This is a genomic window from Arsukibacterium sp. UBA3155 (genome assembly GCA_002364615.1).
GTDB lineage: Bacteria > Pseudomonadota > Gammaproteobacteria > Enterobacterales > Alteromonadaceae > Alishewanella.
In genome coordinates this window covers 1-17,188 of sequence record DEYP01000001.1, presented here as the reverse complement: position 1 = coordinate 17,188, position 17,188 = coordinate 1, and the positions used below count along the sequence as shown (strand labels likewise).

General features: G+C 45.4%; 10 protein-coding genes. 6 read left to right on the top strand and 4 right to left on the bottom strand.

The features are described 5' to 3' along the window. Window positions 1–2,864 (top strand): beta strand repeat-containing protein (locus B2X65_RS00050; RefSeq protein WP_290609664.1); only part of this gene is annotated, 2,864 nt, incomplete at its 5' end. Between the two features lie 55 nt (window positions 2,865–2,919). Here the strand turns inward: B2X65_RS00050 and B2X65_RS00045 are convergent. From B2X65_RS00045 to B2X65_RS00035, 3 genes are all read right to left on the bottom strand, one after another. Then, complete coding sequence (locus tag B2X65_RS00045) at window positions 2,920–3,783, bottom strand: MBL fold metallo-hydrolase (RefSeq protein WP_290609662.1); 864 nt, start codon at window positions 3,781–3,783, stop codon at window positions 2,920–2,922. A gap of 189 nt (window positions 3,784–3,972) precedes the next feature. After that, a complete protein-coding gene (locus B2X65_RS00040) occupies window positions 3,973–5,235 on the bottom strand; it encodes a hypothetical protein (RefSeq protein ID WP_290609660.1) in 1,263 nt (420 codons plus the stop codon). An 83-nt stretch (window positions 5,236–5,318) separates the two neighbouring features. Then, window positions 5,319–6,413, bottom strand: a complete 1,095-nt coding sequence (locus B2X65_RS00035) for a hypothetical protein (RefSeq protein WP_290609658.1) — start codon at window positions 6,411–6,413, stop codon at window positions 5,319–5,321. Between the two features lie 253 nt (window positions 6,414–6,666). On the opposite strand from B2X65_RS00035, the gene B2X65_RS00030 reads away from it, so the two are divergent. Beyond that, complete coding sequence (locus tag B2X65_RS00030; protein WP_290609656.1) at window positions 6,667–9,447, top strand: AAA family ATPase; 2,781 nt, start codon at window positions 6,667–6,669, stop codon at window positions 9,445–9,447. 316 nt (window positions 9,448–9,763) lie between these two features. Further along, the gene (locus B2X65_RS00025; protein WP_290609654.1) at window positions 9,764–10,531 is read left to right on the top strand and encodes a FadR/GntR family transcriptional regulator; all 768 of its coding nucleotides are present in this window, start codon (window positions 9,764–9,766) and stop codon (window positions 10,529–10,531) included. A gap of 192 nt (window positions 10,532–10,723) precedes the next feature. Here B2X65_RS00025 and B2X65_RS00020 read toward each other — a convergent pair whose 3' ends face one another. Then, window positions 10,724–13,660 (bottom strand): TonB-dependent receptor, encoded by a 2,937-nt coding sequence (locus B2X65_RS00020; protein WP_290609653.1) that lies wholly within the window; start codon window positions 13,658–13,660, stop codon window positions 10,724–10,726. A 475-nt stretch (window positions 13,661–14,135) separates the two neighbouring features. Here B2X65_RS00020 and B2X65_RS00015 point away from each other — a divergent pair, with 475 nt between their 5' ends. The 3 genes from B2X65_RS00015 (at window position 14,136) to B2X65_RS00005 (ending at window position 17,065) form a co-directional block, all read left to right on the top strand. Beyond that, window positions 14,136–15,602 carry a polysaccharide lyase family 7 protein gene (locus B2X65_RS00015; RefSeq protein ID WP_290609651.1) on the top strand — a complete coding sequence of 489 codons (1,467 nt, stop codon included), beginning with the start codon at window positions 14,136–14,138 and terminating at the stop codon, window positions 15,600–15,602. 386 nt (window positions 15,603–15,988) lie between these two features. Beyond that, window positions 15,989–16,594: a DUF998 domain-containing protein gene (locus tag B2X65_RS00010; RefSeq protein ID WP_290609650.1), complete on the top strand. Its 606-nt coding sequence runs from the start codon at window positions 15,989–15,991 to the stop codon at window positions 16,592–16,594. Window positions 16,595–16,636: 42 nt separating this feature from the next. After that, on the top strand, window positions 16,637–17,065 hold the full coding sequence (locus tag B2X65_RS00005; protein WP_290609649.1) for a hypothetical protein: 429 nt from the start codon (window positions 16,637–16,639) through the stop codon (window positions 17,063–17,065). Window positions 17,066–17,188 lie beyond the last annotated feature (123 nt).

Genomic DNA, 17,188 nt, shown 5'->3' with positions numbered 1-17,188 from the left:
ATGATATCGTTAACGCCGCAGAAGTGGCGAGTACCATCGCAGTTACCGGCAGCGCCACTGGTGGTGATATCGCCCCAGGCGATGTGGTGACTATGATCATCAATGGCACTACTTACACCACCACCGTGCAAGCCGATGGTAGCTGGAGTGTGGATGTCGCCGGTAGCGATTTAGCCGCCGATACTGAATTCACGGTTACCGTTACCTCCTCTGACGCAGCCGGTAATACTGTCGACTCAACTGGGACTTCAACGCATACTGTTGATTTAAGTGCCGATGTCGGCACCGTCACCGTGAATGACATTACTGCCGATGATATCGTTAATGCCGCAGAAGCGGCTGGCACCATCGCAGTTACCGGCAGCGCCACTGGCGGCGACATTGCACCAGGCGATGTGGTCACCATGATCATTAATGGCACGACCTATACGACGACCGTGCAAGCCGATGGTAGCTGGAGTGTGGATGTCGCTGGTAGCGATTTAGCCGCAGACACCGAATTTGATGTGGTTGTCAGCTCTTCTGATGCAGCAGGCAATACTGTTGAATCAACCGGTTCGTCTACCCATACCGTTGATACCACCGCACCAAACGCGCCTGGTGTGACGATCACCGAAGATGCCAACAACGACGGCTTTATCAGCAACAGCGAGCTTGATGGTGCCATCAACGTCACTATTTCTTTAGCGGATACCGGCGCTCTGGCAGGCGATACCTTAACCGTCAATGGTGTGGCCATCGTGCTGACCCAGGCGCAGATTGATGCCGGTGTTGTACTAACCACCGTTGCTGCCCCGGCTGAAGGTGCGACTTTAACCGTTACCGCCAGCATTACTGATGTGGCCGGCAATACCGGCGCCACTGGCTCTGACAGTGCCGTGCTGGATACCACTGCACCATCTGTCGATATAACAACAGATGCAACAACCTTAGCTGCCAATGAGTCGACGACGGTATCCTTTACGTTCAGTGAGCAAGTTGCCGGCTTTACTCTGGCAGATATCGCGGTAACAGGTGGTGTGTTAACTGGGTTAACTCAGGATCCGACCAATCCGAATGTCTGGACTGCGACCTTTGTAGCAAATGGCACTGCAGCAATATCAATTGCAGTAGCAAATGGCAGTTACACAGACATAGCAGGTAATGCTGGTACAGGTGATACTGCATCGATCAACAGTACGCCGGTTGCAAACAATTCGACTTTCACCGTCAATGAAGATCAGGTGTTAACGGCCAGTGTACTGACGAACGATGTCGATGTTGATAGTAATTCTTTAGTTGTTGAAAGCTTTATTATCAACGGTCAGAGCTACCTGGCAGGCAGTGCAGTCGTTATTGAAAATCAGGGGACCTTTCAGCTAAACGCCAACGGTAGCTTTACCTTTACTCCGGTGGCCAACTGGAGCGGGACCCCGCCAACTGTTGGCTACACCATTTCTGATGGCCAAGGTGGCACGTCGTCAGCAACCCTGAACATTGTTGTAGCTCCAGTTGCGGATGCGGCAATGCTGCAAGTGGCAGATGCGGTATCAACCCAGGCAGGCGCCACGTCCATTACCACCGGCGCGAACGGTGTGAGGTCAGGCGAAGGTTTAAGTCAGGCCTCACTGGAACAAGCGCTTGGCTTAACCAGTGGCTTTTTGGACGGTTTTGCCGCACCATCTGGAGTGTTAAATGACCCGGGCAATATTGATGCAATAGATGGCAACTATACCTCGAGCACCGTTAATTTAAACAATGGAATGTCGGTTGGTATTAACTGGCAGTTTATTAACGGCGAGAACCTCGTCAGTGAAATCCAGTCTGGATTTAACGACTTTGTTCTGGTGATTATTACTGCACCAGATGGCAGCAAAACAACCCAATTAATTACCTCTTCTGAATTTTTGGGTGCTTCAGTCAATGGTAACGGCACCTTTAACTTCACCGCAACTCAGGATGGCCTGTATAAGTTTGACTGGGTAATTATCAACGGCAGAGATAGTGGCAAGGATTCTCAGCTGAATCTATCTGCCGCGACCATTACTGTTGAGGGTGTTACATACGGCGATATGGTTGACCTGAACATTACTGCAGCAGTAGTGGATGCCAGTGAGAGCTTGTTTGTCACCATTACCGGCGTACCTACTGATGCCTTGCTGACAGCAGGTATTAAAAACGCGGATGGTAGCTGGACGCTAACCCAGGCAGAGTTGGAAGGGTTAAGTATACTTACCCCGGTTGGCTATAACGGTCAGCTCAATTTGACTGTAACCGCAACCACAACTGATGGCACGTCAAGCACCTCGGTATCAGACATTATTACCATTGATTTGTCGCAAACGAGTAATACGGTGTTGTCAGGCAATGATTCGCCACAAACCATTACAGGTACAGATGCTGGCGATTTAATCATGGCTTATGGCGGCAACGACATTGTTAATTCCGGCGCCGGCAATGATGTTATTTACGGTGGTATTGGCAATGACACGATTAACGCCGGAGCAGGGAACGATATATTGTTCGGTGGCAAAGGTAACGATACGCTGACCGGCGGCACCGATTCTGATGTATTCGCCTGGCAATTAGGTGATCAGGGCAATGCTACCGCTGCTGTTGATGTGATAAAAGACTTCAACACCGCACAGGGTGATGTAATTGACCTGCGTGACCTGTTACAGGGTGAAAACAGCGATAATATTACTGATTACCTGAGCTTTACTGTCAGTGGCGGCAACACTACCATTAATATTAAGCACACAGGCGCAGGCAATGTTAGCCAGCAAATTGTACTTGAAGGCGTAGACTTAAGCAGTTTTGGCGCCGATACTCAGGCCATTATTGATAACCTGATTAACAATGGCAATTTGAAGATTGATGGTTAACTGCCGGCAATAAAGACGAAGTTGTAAATTAAACAGGCGCATTTAGCGCCTGTTTTTATAATAGATTAATAGGCACTTTTAAGTAGGTCGCACCGTTGTCTTCTGCCGGCGGCAACTGGCCACCCCGGATATTTACCTGTACCGACGGCAAAATAAGCCGCGGCATCGCCAACGTTGCGTCGCGAGTCTCCCGACGTTTCACAAAATCGGCTTTGCTTACCCCGCCACCAACATGAATATTATGCTGCTTTTGTTGGCTTACAGTGGTCAGATATTCATGTTTTCGACCAGCCGGTGGATAATCATGACAAATATAAACTTCGGTATCAGCCGGCAGCGACAGTAACTTTTCGATGGAATCGAACAGTGTCTCAGCACTGCCTCCGGGGAAGTCACAACGCGCAGTACCGACATCGGGCATAAACAGCGTATCACCGACGAAAGCCGCTTGCTCGTTAATAACATACGCTAAATCGGCCGGGGTATGGCCGGGTAAGTGCATGGCCCGGATAGACAGATCCCCGACCTGCAGCGTATCGCCATCGGCAAACAAGCGGTCGAACTGTGAACCATTGGGTAAAAATTCTTTTTCGAGGTTAAAGACCTCTTTAAAAATGGTTTGAACCTGAGTAATTTCAGCGCCTATTGCCACTTTTGCACCCAATTTGCTGCGCAAAAACGGTGCGGCAGATAAATGATCGGCATGGGCGTGGGTTTCTAACACCCACTCAACCGTCAGCTTATGATGCTTGATATAATCCAGTATCTGCTCTGCACTGTCCGTGCTGGTGCGACCGGCTTTGTAGTCAAAATCCAATACCGGGTCAATAATTACCGCTTTGCTGGTCGCGTTATCGGTAACAACATAGCTGAATGTTTCACTGTCATTATCTAAAAATGCTTTTACCTGATAGCTCATTATGGTTGCTCCCTATGCCTGGTAACCGGATCAGCCGAGTTAAGTGTATGCTAATATAATATAAGCTTATACCATTTGGAAATAACTTTAGTTGATAATGTTGATCAGGCAATGGCTATTTTTTGGTGCAATTCTAAATAAGTACATATAATACAAATCGATAGCAACCCGCTGCAGCCTAATTTAACATCAGCCTTTTTTACGGGTATCTTCTGCCAATACACCTTTGCTACCATCTTGAGCATTTTCATCTTCAACCAATTTGGTAATACCTGGCGCGCCGTCACCATCGTAAGTGGTACTAATACCCGTATTTTTAGCAAACACTTCCAGATATTCGAGGTTGTCATTACAGGTTGCAATCAACTCAGCTAATTCCTTTAATTCCTCTCCTTTAACAAAGTACAAACGTTTTGAGAGTTCTTTAATCTCCATTTTCAGGTGTGCATTACCTTCTTTTGAGTACGTTTTTTCAACATCTGTTGCCTTCACCGTCAGATATTTGCTAACGGTTTCATCTGTTGGTAAAGAGCCTAGCAATAATGCTATAAAAATAAACCCATGATTCTGACTTCGTTGGATAGTATTGCCCTTACTTCGCAATAACAACAGGCCAAGAAACAACCAGGCTGCATCTGAAATTTCCATTCGCTTACCGTTAATATCCGTTTCTTGTTGTTGAAATTCAGTGATGCGCATTAAATCTTTACGGAAATGCTGAAACAACTCCTTAGCCCTTAGCTCCATTAAGCCAACACCAAAATTACGGGAACCACGGTTAAGCCCTTCGCTGATATTAAAAAAACATGTGTCCTTCTCAATGATCTCTATAACTTTTCTTCTACTGGCACTATCCACAAAATAGTTAGCAATAAGCGGCTCACTGCCATGCTCCGCAGACTCTGAATTATTGGCATGTTCCAGCACTGAACGAAAAACAGAGTCTTTAAACGCTTCTTCAATAGCCTCAACCACTATCTCCAACTTCTCCTCAAGCTTCAGTTGCAGGCGCTCTTCTGAAACGAAAGACTCTCTGGGTATTGGTGAGGGTTTATTTGCACGGTTTACCCGGTTGCTAAGATGGGGCGCAATGCGCGATGGCAACTCCTCCGTTCTATAGATTTCTTCGGCATGTAACAAAACCGCCGCACAAGCGCGCTTGGCATCATACGTTGCGCGGGTTAAACGTGAGTTCAAATTAGAAATATGTTCAACATGGCTGGCCCAAACATTTACCTGCTCTCTGATTGAATCGTTCTGTTGAATATTTGCCGCTAAGCCTGCAATCCGAATGGCGACCAAAGCACCAGCAAAGCCAAGCGCCCAGCCACCGAGCGCATCAAAAAGCCCGGTGTTTTCCTGAGACAATTTGCTGGGTAGCAGTTCCTGCGGTAATAAGTTGAATTTTAAAGTTAACCAGAACAAAACAAAGGTTAAGATACCAAACAGCAACGTAGAGATAACAAGGTGACTGACGGGGCTATTAAAGGTACGGTTAAGCCAGCCTGCAATTGAACTATTTTTGCGACCGCTCATTAAATACCACCGTTTACGGTTTGCTCACTGGCGTCCTGGCCCAGAATACCCTCAATGGCTTTTTTCTGTTCATCCGTAAGGTCATCCAGTTTGTTTTTGATGCCCTCAAACCAACGGCGATTAGAGACGCGTTCTTTATAGGCATCGAGCAACGTATTCAGTTTTTCTTTAGCGGCATGAGTATCTTTTAACAGTAGTGCAAAATACTCTTCGTAGGTGCTTTCAGTGAACTGAAGAATAAACGACACCATGCGTTTAATCTGGCTGCTATGTATCGTACCGGCACCTATTGGAATATCGATAGAAATTTTTAACTCACCGTCTTCCGGATCAAGAGACATGGACAAAAATTTATATTCAAATTGAAACCAGGCAATGGCAGACGCTATTAAGCTGTAATCTGTTTTTTGCAAATCAAACTGATAAAGCCAGGGTGTTTCGAAGCGTAATAAATCGCTATCTGCATAATTAATGACAATACTTATACTTGGTTCATTCTTGATATTCAGATACTTATCTGTTGTAAACCCGAAAATAAAACGTTTTTTATCTTTATCAAAACTGTATTTATAGTCTTCACTGTCAAAGTATTGCTTCACAATCTCTTCAACAGGCAAATTAGTGGCCGCTGTAGCAACAGGGGCAGCTTCCGCTGCTGCCTCATCACTGGCTTTCTGAACGATTTTGTGTGCACTGGTGACGACCTGAGCAAGCACCGTTTCTGCTTTTTCAATCAGGCTGTTCAGGTTATCTGCAAACACGTCAGGCGTGATACCGCTGGCATCAAAAATAACCGCAATACCATCAGAATCTATAGCAATAACCAGGCCTGAATCTTCATCTGCTTTTTGAATTTCTTGCTTCTGATTTATTTTTAACAGCTTGTGAGCGAGCTGTTTAAACGTTTCGCTATGATACAAGTTAAAGTAAATATGGGCTTTTGTTTCGTTACCATAAACACTAATCGACAGCGGCAAACTACCTTCTTTTTCCTCCCTGGAAATACTAAAAGGATCTTCAGAAGTGATATCCCAGTTATTATGTTGCTCAGAAAATTGTTGGAAAAGAACAGAATAATCCTGCAATAAACTCATGAAAAACCTCTGTAGAAAAATATGTGTATCGCGTTGGCAAAATGCGGCGTGTTGTCATTAACTATCATAAATTCCGGGCAAAAGTAAAATCACTTTCATCCCAAAGCGCTGAAAAAAAGACAATTGTGGGTGGTATTGCGAAATGGTTTTTCTCTATACTGATCAAAAAATAATGCAAAGGTAAGTTCCGGCTTTTGTTATCGATTAAAAAATCAGACAGCGCAATGCGTTAATTAAATAAGGTTGTATTAATTTGAAAACGCTTCTTCTTTTTTCTAAACATATTGCCATGACTGAGCATTCGCCAGAAATTTTAGACACTCATCTGCATGCGGCTTATTTATGCCTTGTTCAGTTTGCCGTTGATAAAGAGCTGCCATTTTTCATTAAACTGACCAAAATAATGTCTTCCCTGACGGCAGATTGCGATGCGTTAGTTGCAACTTATCTTAATAATGTGGGCCATGCAGAGTTAAAAGCTGCAGAGAAAGCAGACATTGTGCCCTTCTCAGCCAAGGTGAGCGCAATACTGGCTGAGTTACGGCCCTTCGCAGCGCCTGCTGATTGGATAAATTCACTGGTACTTTTTCAGATCCCCGCAGGTAAATCTGAATATCGGGCCAAACTTGCTGAACTAGAGCAACTTAAAGCGTCATTACTTAATATCGTATATGGACAAGACCTGGCGGTAGAGCACCTTATTGACAGCATGGCCACCGCGTTATGGCACAAAAACAAGGATAAACCGCAGGGCGTATTCCTGTTTGCCGGGCCGCCGGCTTCTGGTAAAACTTTTCTGGCAGAACAATTTGCCGCTCAGCTGGGCAACGCATATCACTACAAACTGTTCGATATGACCCACTATACCAATGGTAATGAAGCATTTGGCTTAGTGGGGGCAAAGAAAACTTATGATAACGCAGCTCCAGGTCAGTTAACGCAGTTTGTTAAAAAACATCCCAAAGCAGTCATCGTATTCGATGAGTTTGAAAAAGCCCACAGCCAGGTGTTAATGGGGTTATTGCGCTTGTTGGCCACGGGCTTCTTGGCTGACGAATATACTGAACAGGAAATTGATTTTCGCAATACCATTATTATATTTACCTCTAATCTTGGGCGTGGCGTTTATACTAAAAAAGATTATTTAAAAACAGTTGAAACCAGCCCGGATAAAGCGCGTGCAGCATTGTTGGCGCAGTTGCATAGCGAAACTAAAATAGAACGAGACAGGCAGGTAAGTGCCATTCCGGCTGAACTGCTATCACGCTTATCTCAAGGCAGTATTTTACTGTTTAAAGCATTAGGTTTACCGGAGTTAATGCAGGTTGCCAATCGACAACTGAACAAAGATTTACTGACGTTCAGTCAGGTAAGCCAAATTCATGTTGAGGCGTTACCTGATAACCTGCTACAGCTACTGGTAGTAAGTTTTGCCCCATTTTTTGATGTCCGCGATATTAAAGCCAATATTTCGGCGAAAATTATTGATCAGATTACCGATTTTATTCGCCAGTATCCCCAGGCAGAGATTGCCAAAGTTAGTGTCATCTATTCTTCTGCGTTAACCCATTTTCTGCAGCACGCAACGTTAGACCAGTTATTTCAGGAATTACAGGCTCGCCATGAAACATTGAGCTTTAATCTCAGCTGCAAGCAGGTAGGTTCGACATTACAGCTGCAGTTAGACGCTCCAATACGGGACATGCTGTTACGGGTTGAAGATGTTGAAGGGAGTGGTGGCGTAGTTTTAGACATTCCCAACATCACGTTTGCTGATATTGCTGGCCATGCCGCGATAAAAAAACGCTTAAGTGAAACTATAAGAGTTATTAAAAACCGCGATTGGTTAATCGGGGCCGGTATTAAAATGCCAAAGGGTATGATTTTATATGGCCCACCCGGTACCGGTAAAACCACCCTTGCGCGCGCGTTGGCTTGCGAAGCTGAGCTACCGATAATAAGTTGTTCTGGCAACGATTTGTTATCAGATTCAATGATGCAGCGAATATTCAAGCGCATGCGAAAGTACGCACCCTGTATTTTATTTATTGATGAAATTGATGCGTTACCGAAACGAGGTGAGGCAGGCCCGATGGGCGACGCGTTAATGAACCGGCTGCTGACAGAAATTGATGGCTTTTGTCAGGAAACAGAACCGTTGTTTATCGTTGCCGCAACCAACCACTTGCACAAACTTGATGCGGCATTATTGCGCTCTGGCCGTTTAGATCTGCAAGTAGAAGTACCTTTCCTGGATAAAGGCGCACGCCTGTGGTTTATTCAACGCTTTCTGAGCAACGACTGCTATGAAAAAAACATTAATCCAGAATTGATTGTTAGCCTTACCGCAGGGCTTAGCGGCGCCGATCTTGAGAAAATTCATCGAGAAGCGGTATTGCGCGCTCTGGGCGAAAACAGTAAAAAAATAAGCGAGAGTGCATTAATTGAAGAGGTTAATATTCTTCGCTATGGCGCAAAGCGCTCGCTTAACAGTTGTGAGAAAACGTTGGCCGAAACGGCTTACCACGAAGCCGGCCATGCGGTGATTTCAAAAGTTCTGATGCCCGAGATAACTATTGAGCAGATCAGTGTAGTGCCCAGAGCGCACACTCTTGGTATGGTCGCGTATGACAGTGAACAAAAAATTGATTACACAAAAGCGTACTGGTTTTCCCGCACTTGCGTGGCGTTAGCTGGCAGAGCGGCGCAGGTAAAACAGTTTGCCGAAGATGGTCTGGATAATGGTGCCAGCAGTGACTTGCGACACGCAATGTGGTCGGCCTGGATGGCTATAGCAAAATATGGCATGGATCCCAAAAGCTACAATATGGATGTGACAGCGCTAAAAGAGTGGACTGGCGATACTTACTTTAAAGCACATACTGAAACCTTAATAAAATCCTGGATTGACGACGCCACTATCAAAACAGATAAGCTGATCAGTGAGAACTGGTGCGCAATTGAGCGTGTAGCTCAAGCGCTACTGGAACACGAAGTACTTTCAGAGCAGGATTTTATGACCTTACTGCAGTGAATATGTTGGTGGCCCTATGTTAAGTTGACTTAAGCTAAGTTCAAGCGCTGCGAAATGCTGCCAAGTCCAAACTGACAAAACCCATTTACTCTGCTAATCCTGTTACGGTAAGTGATAAATCCAATCGATATGGATCTCCCGTTAAAAAACCAATTTGAAAACCAACTCAATCAATTGTATCTTACCAATTAAGATAAAAGTTGATTACCAATTAGAACTTTTCAATGTGAAGCGTTATCATAGCTGAATAGGACGCCGGACTTTTGCGAAGTGCTCAAGGTTCGGGGTACAATCGACGTAAGTACATGTGTTACCAATGGCAAGACTTAAAGGGATACCAATCATGAAGAAGCGCAGACGTTTCTGGACAGTTGTTGAAAAGTTAGAAGCTTTGATAGACAAAGGCGTTTACCCTGCAGGGAGCCGCCTTCCAGCTGAACGAGAGCTTGCCGAGGCATATGATGTAAGCCGTCCGACCATACGCGAAGCAATCATCGCACTGGAAGTCAGAGAGAGAGTGGAAGTAAAAACAGGATCAGGCGTATATGTCACTGATTCTGCGGGGTCAGACACTTCACATAAGGCCATCAGCGCATTTGAACTCACCCAGGCCCGGGCATTAGTAGAGGCAGAAGCGGCAGCTTTAGCCGCAGCCACTATCCGGGAAACCGAGCTTTCTGCGCTCAAGCAGGCGCTGGATGATATGTCGTCTGCAGAAAAAGCAGATAAAGCCGATGAAGCCGATCAGAGATTCCACGAGATCATTTCCAGAGCAACACGTAACAATGCCATTGTCATGTCGATTAACAACCTTTGGAAAGTCAGACGGAATGAGCCGCAGGTGATTGCCGCTTATAAGGATGTATGCTCACAGGGTATAGAGCAACGCATCAAAGAACATACCGCTATTTATGACGCCATTGCCAAACGTGACTCATCAGCTGCAAGAAAGGCCATGCACAATCACTTTAACCGTCTTATCAACGCATTATTCGAGTCGAGCGAAGCAAAAGCGTTAGAGGAGATCAAGCGTAAAACGGATGAGACCCGGGGTTTATATTCTATTTCCCACCTGAACAAGTAGGAAGTGTTTGCGTAACCCATTCCACATCTGAAATTGCCTTGTTATTCCTGACAACAGGCTCAGACACAGAGCCTGTTTTTTTATGTTGCCACATGCAAAAAAAGCAAACCTTCAGGCTTGCTTCAACAATTGCTTTTGCTTTGATATTGCCAGGACCGGTTATCTTAGATAACCCGCCCCGGGTCAGTAGAATTAAAACCTGTAGCTGGCACCAAAGGTTATCCGTCGGTCTGTTAAACCCTGGAAGCAAAGCAGTGCGCCTTCATTAACACAAGATTGGCTAACCTCAGATTCCGTCAGGTTAACAACTTCAATGCCAATATTAAGCTGATCGTTCACCTCATAACTGATACCGGCATTAAGCTGACCTCTGTCTTCCTGAACTACCGGAAACCCCCAGGGATAACTTGATGTACTGCCAAAATCGTTTGAACGAAACCCTTCACGCCACGTGTAACGCATCCGGGCAGACAAACCATATTTTTCGTAATACAAGGTAAAGTTGTAGGCATTTTCAGATAAATTAAGTAAGCCCTGCACGGCAGTAACCTCCAGTGAGCCTGAACCACCTGTTGAAGCTGCAAAGACCTGACTAGGGCGACTGGCCGAGGTATTGACCGCCTCACCACCAGAGAATTCCTGAATGGTATAGTTTGCCACCACACCAAAACCAGATGCCCAGCCCAGGTCGTCTTCGAAAGCAGAAAGGTCATACTGGAATGCCATTTCGATGCCTTTTTGTGTGGTGTCTTTAGTGTCATTAATGATACTTGAGAATGGCACACAAACGCCTACGTCAGAACTCACCGGTCCAAACACGTTGATCAGCGCAATGGGGTTCCAGATACCGCCTTGCTCACATGCCGGACCCACAATGTCACGATATCCTGTGACAGGCTCTGAATAAGGATCATCCTGCTGACCCACATGTACATCCTTACGTGTCTTGTGGAAATAGCCGATACTGACGACTGCGGCCTCAGCAAAATACCAATTGGCAGAAATATCATAAGATGTGACCACTTCGGGTTTTAAGTAAGGGTTGCCACCGGCGACCGGCGGATTGGGGCTGGTGCTGAAGGTGTAAGAACTTGAAAGGTCGCTAAAATTCGGACGCCGAATATCCTTACCAAAAGCGGCGCGCAGCACCAGATCGTCGGTGACTTCTGCGGCCAGGTTAAACCGCGGCAGCACAAAACTGTAATCACTTGAGGTGGTTTCTGCGACGACGTCTCCGTTAACGCTGCGGTTCCCGGTTGAATCAAGATCGGTTTTTATATAACGCACACCAAGATTACCGCGGAATATGCCAGCTTCAAAATTTGCCTGAGCATACAGTGCGTTGGTTGACTCACTGATATCATAAAAAGCGGCAACCGATGACGTTGGTGTATTCAGTGGCCTTGAACCGCCATGGGCAGTAATGGCGTCAGCCAATGCGGTAAATACCCGATCAGGATCAGAGCCTACCAGCGCCGGGTCCACTAACAGAAAATCTTTAATATAAAGCGTTCTGCCATCTGCAGCATTAAAGTTATCAGGCCCGGCTGTCAGGATATCAGCAAACATATCGCCACTTGGAGAGTCCGCCATACTAGACAAGCTGAGATTTGAGCCCACTACGTTAGACACACTGGACGTCTTGTTATAGCGGTAGCCTGCGTCAAGCGTGGTAAAAATTGACATATTCAAATCGTAACTATAATCAATACGCATGGCATCTTCGGTATTTTCGTTGGCAGTGTTTGCCAGTGCCACCGCTTGTAACCTGTAGTTGGCCGGGTTTAGCAAATCAGCGGGTGCAGGTGCATTCTCTGCGCCAAATGCAATCCCGAAGGCCAGGGCACCACCACTTAAGTCATACGCAAACGGCGTACCGTTATCGTTAGCTGAACCAATTGCCGCATTGGGATTGACAAAGTTAAGTGTGGTATCAATTCTGGGGGTCGAAGAATCAGATGAAGATGAGGATATCTCGGCACTTATTTTAAAGTTATTTCCCTGGTGTTCCCCACCTAAACGGAATATTTTGCTCTTGGTGGCCCGGGAACTGGTGTCACTGGATAAGCGTAAATTGCCGTCAGAACCGTCAGACTGAACCGGAATGATGCCTTTAAGGGCCGCTTGGATGCTACCAAGATCGACACCATCTAAAGAGCCGAAATCTATCGTTTCAAATTCAGTGGGAACCGAGACACCAATAAGATCGCTTACCCCGGACGCCTGAACCCTGGAACTCTCCTCCCGGCGATCCTGATCATTTACAATCGCATCAAACCAAAATTTGTTGTTGCTGTTTGGAGCCCACTCAAAAGAACCCGCAAAATTCACTGTCTCATATTCAAAATTATCGTAATCCTGGATAAGAAACTGAATGGGCAGAAAATGGAAACTTTGTGCGCTGGCTAAACCACTGTCAGAACGCACCAGATTGTCACGGTCAGCCCGGGGGCGAAATGCGGTGACATCCTGTTCAGCGTAGCTGCCACTAATAACAAAACCAAACTCACCATTGTCATTTTCCCAATTGTCGCCAAAGGTGCCTGACAAGCGGGGTTTTACGCCATCGGTAGATAAACTGCTGTCTTCACCTTGCACTCTGAATGCTGCCAGCGTTTCACTTAACTCGAGTGGCCGAATGGTTCTTAAGTTAATGGTGCCACCTACAGAGCCTTCAATCGTTTTTGCTTGTGGCGACTTTATGACTTCTACACCTGCAATAATCGATGCAGAAACGTCTTCAAAGTCAATACCACTTCGACCTGCACCCGAACCCACCGTAGAGACACCATTAATTTCAGTGCGGTTGGCATCAGTACCGCGAATCTGTACTCCAGTACCAACACCCGCTGAGCGCGTAATCTGGATACCAGTAATATTTTCAAGTACCTCCGCCAGGTTTTGATCGGGCAGCTTACCGATATCTTCTGCCTGAATAACTTCAACTAAGCTGGCTGCATTGCGCTTCTCTGCCAAAGCACTTGTTAAGGAGCTTCTGATCCCCGACACCTGTATGACTTCGATATCGTTCGCTTCTGTCTCTGACTGTTGGGCGTTAGCAGCGGACGCGATACCCAGCGCCGTTGTAGACAGTATCGCCAAGGTTATTTTTGATAGTGTGTGTTTCATTTTTATTCCCCCGTTTGAAAATAAATCATCAATAAATTTTTTGGTCACAATTGTGAACTCAAATTAACCACGAACCTGCATGCCAACATTCTTAGAAGAACAACTACCGGCAGTTTTATTATTATGCTTTATGTTTACACCCAACCAAGACATTGGTCAACCCACAGGTTAACCTTTTTGGCTAACAATTTACTATTACCAATAAGCAAAAAACAAAATTAACGATAAAAAACATATATAACAAGATATTAGGTTGTTATATAAAAAGTTAGACCACTATGCGAACTATCTTGAGTAGACATTGTGTCTGGATTAGTTATCCAAACTTCCGCTGGCAAGCTGATTTTAAAGTGATACCAGCATCTGACTGCAAATATTTTGGTTGACCAATAATTCGAAGCTGGTCATTATAATTTATACGGTAAGTGGGGCCCAAATCACCCCAACGCCAGATGTATACCAGGATCTATTAATCATGTTTGTAGGAGATAAGGTGATGTATTGTCGTTTAAAAAAAATCCGTAAACTGGGCTCACTCGTTATTGTCACAGGCTTCGCATTAGCTATGACAGCGTGCGGAGGCAGCAGTGACGGTAACGACACAACGCAAATTTCCCCGCCGCCCCCGGTGATCCCCTCACCTGAGCAATGCAGTAATCAGGTGTACCCGATACTAGCGGCCACTGATAGCGGTGAGAATATGGCATACCCCGCCTCCAATGCTATTGATGGCAACACGTCGTCCGGTTCAAGATGGTCAAACGATGATAACAATGCCGCGCTGACATTGGATTTGGGCAGCAGTAAAGCACTGGCTGCACTAACCATTAAGTGGTTTGAAGGCGATAAACGTATCGCGAGGTTTTCCGTACAAACCTCTACCGATAACACTACTTGGACCACCGTATTGTCTGAAGCAGACTCCAGCGGCAGACACAGTGGCTTCGAATTGGTCAAATTCGAGTCATCATCAGCCCGCTTTATCAGAATAATCGGGCTTGGCAATAACCAAAATACCAACAATGCCATTGTTGAGGTTCAGGCGCATCGTTGTCAGGACGCCGACGGAAACTTCAGCGAGCTTTTTCCCAATCAATTGGGTATTGAGTTGATAGACTGGTACCTGAGCATCCCGACTGATGAGGACAACAGCGGCACCGCTGATTCTATTTTTGAAACGGAACTTGCAGACGGTTATACCAATTCTGAATTTTTTTATGCCTCAGCTGATGGCGGTATTGTGATGCGCTCCCCCAGTTATGGCTTTAAGACTTCTGCTAATACAGCCTATGTGCGGGTTGAGCTAAGGGAAATGTTACGCCGTGGCAACAGAGGTATCAGCACGCAGGGAGTGAATAAAAATAACTGGGTGTTTGGCAGTGCATCAGCGCAGGGGCGACAGAACGCAGGTGGCGTCGACGGCGATCTGAGGGTAACGATGGCGGTCAATCAGGTCACCACCACTGGCGAAAATTTTCAGATTGGCCGGGTAATCATTGGTCAGATCCACGCTAATGACGATGAGCCAGTGCGTTTATACTATCGGAAACTGCCAGGAAATGATCGCGGCGCCATTTATTTCGTGCATGAGAGCCGGGTTAAAGACAGTGACGGTGACAACATTGAAACCTATGTCGAGATGATTGGCTCACGCAGCAACAGTGCCACAAACCCTTCAGATGGTATCGCCCTGAACGAGAGGTTTAGTTACCACATCAGCGTTAACGTCAACTTACTTACCGTCACCCTTAGCCGCGAAGGTAAGGCCGATGTCGTGGCACATTATGATATGTCTGAAAGTCTGTATGAACAGGATGGTCAGTACCACTATTTCAAAGTGGGCGTGTATAACGTTAACAATTCCAGCCGACCAGATGAGTTTGTCCAGGCGACGTTCTATGAAATTAAAAACAGCCACATCGGATATACAGGCAGCGAATAGCCTAAGTAGATTTACGGATTATCGTGGCACACACTTTATGTAGATAAGTTTCAACTTGATCCCTCAGGTTGCGACTAATAGGACTTAATCCAATCTCAATGCCTCATATGTGCCAAAAACGGACATTCCGTTCGGTATCTCACTTGGGATTTAAGTGATGTATTTATATCCAGCTTGCCACTTAAAAAGCCCCGTGCTTTGTTAGACGGATTGACCCGTATTTGTAGCAATCACAAATATCAGTTGTACCTATAAGTTATTGTAAGTTTTAAAAAAACGATGTAGTGTTCTGTACATTAAATTTACAAAGGCGGAAAAGTCCGTGTTTAAATACGGATTCTTCCGCCGAATAAGCGTTAGCGACCTTTGAAAGTACGGAGTAACCATTGAGCAAAAATAATTTGTTAGCGATAAAGCAAGCGATGCTCATTCCAGTATTTGCTTTTTATAATATATTCATTGGGTTGTTTGTGTCTGGCTATAGTGTTACATCTCAGCGTATTAGTGAGTTAGCGCTGGAAGCAGAATTTTTTGCATACTCTCATCGATTTGCTGACATTTTAATAGGTTTGTCCATGTGCTTGTTTGCTTTCGTGTGCTTTTCAACTGCAAAGGCAAAGTTCACTTTTGTAACAATGTTTTCATTCGGAATGACATGGATCTTTGCTGGGATCTTTATCCTGAATAGCCCTTTGCATGATATTTACGGGTTAACAAACATCTTAATAATTGTACCTGTGGTGTTCGCATTAGAAATGCGAGAGTTTTATGCGTCAAAGAAATTCCAAGACTTTTCCATTTTAGTTACATTGGTCCATGTAGTTTTTTTCTGGTTCTTTAACTATGGTTTTATGCCTGTTGAATACAAAGGCATAACTCAAAGAGTTTGGGTGGCAATTACTTTGGTGTGGTATGGCGTTGCTGCATATCAAATTTATATTGTCGCTAACAAGCAAAGGCAGCCGACGCTTAACAGCGCGCGGCTGCTTTGAGCGTTAGCCAACCGAGTTACCCACGAGCAAGGAGAGCCATCTTTGAAAAAATTAATCGCACTAATATTAGGTTTGTTTATGTCTGCCTCGCCTTCGCTACAGGCCAGCAGCTTCAACGAGACAATCGGAAAAATTAAATTGGGGGAGCTTCCTTTCGAGGCTATTTATCAACCGTTTCTTGATAGCGAGTTCTTTGTTTTGGTTGACGCTCCTATCGGGTTGGATTCTGTTACCCCAGGACAATTTAAATTCCACATGATCGAACTTCGCAATGAACCAATGGTTGTTTTGGGCGAGTCCCGTGAAATATTGGTTAGTAACTTCGTCACAGAAAAGATATCAGCGATTAAGATCAGAGGTAGAGACCTAGTGAACTCTATTCACCCAGAAGTCGGTGTAACTTTTATATGGGAAGAGGGGGGCTTCAGCTTCCCTGTTGCTTTGGTGAAAGAGCTAAGGGAGAAGCATTAGGTTGGCTAACAAAGCAACTCAAATCGGACACAAACTCGCTGTCACTTTTTTTGCAAACGGCGCAACAAAAGCGCCATCAAGTTCGTGCCGCTGGTTGCGGCGTTAGGCACTAAGATATGGATT

Excerpts from the sequence above, each read along its gene's own strand:
- B2X65_RS00045 (WP_290609662.1), bottom strand. The coding sequence starts at position 3,783 with ATGAGCTATCAGGTAAAAGCATTTTTAGATAATGACAGTGAAACATTC.
- B2X65_RS00035 (WP_290609658.1), bottom strand. The coding sequence starts at position 6,413 with ATGAGTTTATTGCAGGATTATTCTGTTCTTTTCCAACAATTTTCTGAG.
- B2X65_RS00025 (WP_290609654.1), top strand. The coding sequence starts at position 9,764 with ATGGCAAGACTTAAAGGGATACCAATCATGAAGAAGCGCAGACGTTTC.
- B2X65_RS00020 (WP_290609653.1), bottom strand. The coding sequence starts at position 13,660 with ATGAAACACACACTATCAAAAATAACCTTGGCGATACTGTCTACAACG.
- B2X65_RS00015 (WP_290609651.1), top strand. The coding sequence starts at position 14,136 with ATGTTTGTAGGAGATAAGGTGATGTATTGTCGTTTAAAAAAAATCCGT.